At 64.3% G+C, this 3,956-nt stretch carries 3 protein-coding genes; all 3 read left to right on the plus strand.

What is annotated here, in order from left to right:
• Positions 1 to 80: 80 nt before the first annotated feature.
• Positions 81 to 2,507, plus strand: a complete 2,427-nt coding sequence (locus J0I64_RS00235; RefSeq protein ID WP_291405295.1) for an FGGY family carbohydrate kinase — start codon at positions 81 to 83, stop codon at positions 2,505 to 2,507.
• A complete protein-coding gene (locus tag J0I64_RS00240) occupies positions 2,504 to 3,409 on the plus strand; it encodes a nucleoside hydrolase (RefSeq protein WP_291405297.1) in 906 nt (301 codons plus the stop codon). The genes J0I64_RS00235 and J0I64_RS00240 overlap by 4 nt, the downstream gene beginning before the upstream one ends.
• A gap of 169 nt (positions 3,410 to 3,578) precedes the next feature.
• Positions 3,579 to 3,956: helix-turn-helix domain-containing protein (locus J0I64_RS00245; RefSeq protein WP_291405299.1), on the plus strand; the 378-nt coding region annotated here is incomplete at its 3' end.

The following is a 3,956-nucleotide window of genomic DNA, read 5'->3' on the forward strand; positions in this document are numbered from 1 at the left end:
GCCGAATGGCTCTTCGACAATTTTGGGCTCAACGAAACCGGCATCGCCGACGCCTTGCGCCAGACCATCGCGCGCAAAAAATGACCAGCGAGCTGATCCTCGCCATCGACCAGGGCACCACCAACACCAAGGCGCTGTTGGTGGACGCCGCCGGCCGTGTCCTCCATCAGGCTTCGGTGCCCAACATCGTCACCTACCCCCAGCCCGGCTGGGCCGAGCAATCGGCCACCGCACTGGTTGATGGCGTAAAGACGGTCATCGCCGAAGTCGTCGCCAAAGCTGGCGACGCCAAGATTGCCGGCATCGGTATCTCCAACCAGCGCGAGTCCACCCTGGTCTGGGACGCTGCAACCGGTCAGCCCATCGGCCCCGTCGTCATCTGGCAGTGCCGCCGCTCTGCCCCCAAATGCGACGCCCTACGCGCCGCCGGCCACGCCGAGACCATCGAAGCCAAGACCGGCCTCGCACTCGATCCCCTTTTCCCGGCCGCCAAAATCGCCTGGCTGCTCGACAACACACCCGGCGCCCGTACCCGTGCCGAAAAGGGCGAGCTCCGCGTCGGCACCGTCGACTCCTGGCTCCTCTGGAATCTCACCGGCGGCGCAACACACGCCACCGACCATTCCAACGCCTCCCGCACCCAGCTCTTCAATACTGAGACGCTGACCTGGGACGCCGACCTCTGCGCTCTCTTCGGCGTGCCCCAAAACATGCTGGCCGAGGTCAAATCCTCCGACACCAATTTCGGCGTCACCGCTGAAGGCGCCACCGCCCTCCCCGCCGGCACACCAATCCTCGCCATGATCGGCGACTCCCACGCCGCCCTCTTCGGCCACGGCGTCCGCACCCCGGGCACCGTGAAAGCCACCTACGGCACCGGCACCTCTCTGATGGCCCTGACGCCCAACCGCGTCCGCTCCACCCACGGCATTTCTTCGACCATCGCCTGGAGCCAGGGCGGCAAAACCCAATACGCCCTCGAAGGCAACATCTCCGTCTCCGGCCAAACCGCCGCCTTTGCCGCGGAGTTTCTGGGCCTTGCCGACGCCTCCGCCCTCTCGGCCCTCGCCGAAACCGTCCCCGACAGCAACGGCGTCGCGTTCGTCCCCGCCCTTGTCGGCCTCGGCGCCCCCTATTGGCGTGCCGACGCTCGTGGCACCATCACCGGCCTCTCCCTCGGCACCAAGCCGGCCCACCTCGCCCGCGCCGCCTTGGAAGCCATCGCCTTCCAGGTCGCCGACGTCTATTCCGCCATGGAAGCCGACATGGGCTTTCCGCTCGGCGAACTGCGCGCCGATGGCGGCGCCTCGCGCAATCCTGTCGTGATGCAGTTTCAGTCCGACATTCTCGGTCGCCCCGTAGCTGCCGCTGCCGCGCCCGAAGTCAGCGCCCTAGGTGCTGCCGCCCTCGCATTCTCGTCCATCGGCATTTCCATGCCGGGCGTTCCCGCCGCCGGCCATTTCGCGCCGGCCATGGACGAAACCACAGCCAAAAAACATCGCCAGCGGAAACCAATGACCACCCAGCGTTTTGGCGCCGGCATCTGGCACTTTGCGACCTATCTCGACCGCTACGCCACCGACGGCTACGGCATCCCGCGCAACATCATCGAGGCGATCGATCTTGCCGGCCAGGTGAAAGACCTCTCCGTCGTCGACCTCAACTGGCCCTATTTCGGCGGTGAATTCTCCGACGCGCAGATCAAGACCGCGCTCGACCGCAATAATCTCAAGGTCATCGGCATCACGCCCGAAATCTACACCCGTGACTTCGTCAAGGGCGCCTTCACCAATCCCGACGCCGGCATCCGTCGCAAGGCACACGAACTCATCACCAGTGCCTGCGACGTCGTCCGCTTCCACAAGGCTGACTACGTAAAGCTCTGGCCCGGTCAGGACGGCTGGGACTATCCCTTCCAGGTCGATTATTCGACCCAGTGGCAGCGCTCGCTCGACGGCGTCGGCCAGCTCGCCTCCGAAAACCCGGATCTCAAATTCGTCATCGAATACAAGCCGCGCGAACCCCGCGTTCGCATGAGTTTTGGGTCGGTCGCCCGCACCATTCTCGGCATCGAAAAGATCGGCTTGCCCAATGTCGGCATCCTGCTCGATTTCGGCCACGCCATCATGGGCGGCGAATCCGCCGCTGACTCGGCCCAGCTCGCCATCGACCACGGCCGCCTCTTCGGCATGGACGTAAACGACAACTACCGCTCCTGGGACGACGACCTCGTCGCCGGCTCGCTCCACCCGCTCGAACTGTTCGAGTTCTTCTACGTCCTCAAGAAGAACAAGTGGGAAGGCGTCTGGCAGCTCGATCAGTTCCCGTTCCGCGAAGATTCCGTCGCCACGGCCACCCACGCCATCGATTTCCTCAAGGCCGCGGCCAAGGGCCTCGATCGCCTGGATTTCGACGCGCTCCAGGAAGCCCAGAGCCGCCACGACGCCATCGGCGCCATGAAGATCGCCCAAAAGGCCCTCTTCAGCGCTCTGGGGGAACAGGAATGACCAATCTCCCCCGCGAAAAGCGCGCGCGTCTGATCCTGAATACCGACGCCAAGAACGAGGCCGACGATCAGTTCACCATCGTCCACGCCCTGCTCACGCCGACCTTCGATTTCCACGGCATCATCGCCGCCCACTTCGGCGCGCATCGCTCCAAAACGTCGATGCTCGACAGCCGCGCGGAAATCGACCTGCTCCTAAAACTTATGGAGCTCGAAGGCCGCATCCCCGTCGCCAATGGCGCCGCGACGGCTCTCCCCGATGAAAACACTGCCGTGCCCTCTCCGGGCGCCCAGATGATCATCGACGAAGCCATGAAGGACGACGACCGTCCGCTCTACGTCGCATTCCTCGGCCCGCTGACCGACATGGCCTCAGCCATTCTGATGGAACCGCGCCTCAACGAGCGCAACGTCATCTGCGTCTGGATCGGCGGCGGCGTCTGGCCCTCGGGCGGCCGCGAATTCAACCTGATGAACGACATCGCCGCCGCCAACGTGGTGATGCGCTCAAAAGTCCAGGTCTGGCAGATTCCGTCCACCGTCTATCGCATGATGTCGGTGAGCTATGCCGAGCTGCAGGAACGCTGCGAAGACAAGGGCCCGATCGGCAAATACCTCGTCGACCAGCTCATCGACTGGAATTTCCGCGTCCACCAGGGCCCCATCGAGCACCGCTCGCTCGGCGACACCCCAGCCCTCTCGGTGATCCTCAACCCGATGGGCGGCACCTACGACTGGCGCCCCGCCCCCGAGTTCTCACCACAGATGCACTACATCCACAATGGCCAGCACCGTCCGATAAAGGTCTACGACACGATCGACATCCGCTACATTCTGGAAGACTTTTACGCCAAACTCGCCCGCTTCCACCGTGGGGTGCAGGGCCTGGCGAACTTCGGCTGATCTGGCGAATACGGATTTGCTCATGCACTACGTCATCCCCGCGAAAGCGGGGATCTCTTTTTAGGGCATCGGATTCCCGCTTTCGCGGGAATGACGCCGCGTGAGGGAATCCACTAGCCTTCCCCCTCCATCCATGGCACCTCAGGCCCACCACTTCCCCGAGGCAACCATGCGAGACGGCGACATCATTCACGGCCTGGTCCGCGGTCTCGCCGTCATCGAATGCTTCGATCCCGAGCACGCGCGCCTCTCTATCACCGACGCCGCCGCTCGCACCGGCCTCGAGCGCGCCACGGCCCGCCGTTGCCTCCTCACCCTCGTCCACCTCGGCTACGCCACCTATGACGGGAAATTCTTCCAGCTCACCCCGCGCGTCCTGAACCTCGGCCACTTCTATCTGGCAGCCAACACCCTGCCCCAGATGATCCAGCCCTTCCTCGACGAGCTCTCGAGCGCCACCGGCGAAAGCGGTTCGGCGGCCGTGCTCGACGGCACGGACATCCTCTATGTCGCCCGCTCCTCCACCCGCCGCGTCATGTCGATTAAT

This window comes from Devosia sp. (assembly GCF_017307565.1).
Taxonomy (GTDB): Bacteria; Pseudomonadota; Alphaproteobacteria; order Rhizobiales; family Devosiaceae; genus Devosia.

Bases quoted from the DNA above. Each gene is read 5' to 3' on its own strand.
- J0I64_RS00235 (WP_291405295.1), top strand. From the start codon at position 81: ATGACCAGCGAGCTGATCCTCGCCATCGACCAGGGCACCACCAACACC.
- J0I64_RS00240 (WP_291405297.1), top strand. From the start codon at position 2,504: ATGACCAATCTCCCCCGCGAAAAGCGCGCGCGTCTGATCCTGAATACC.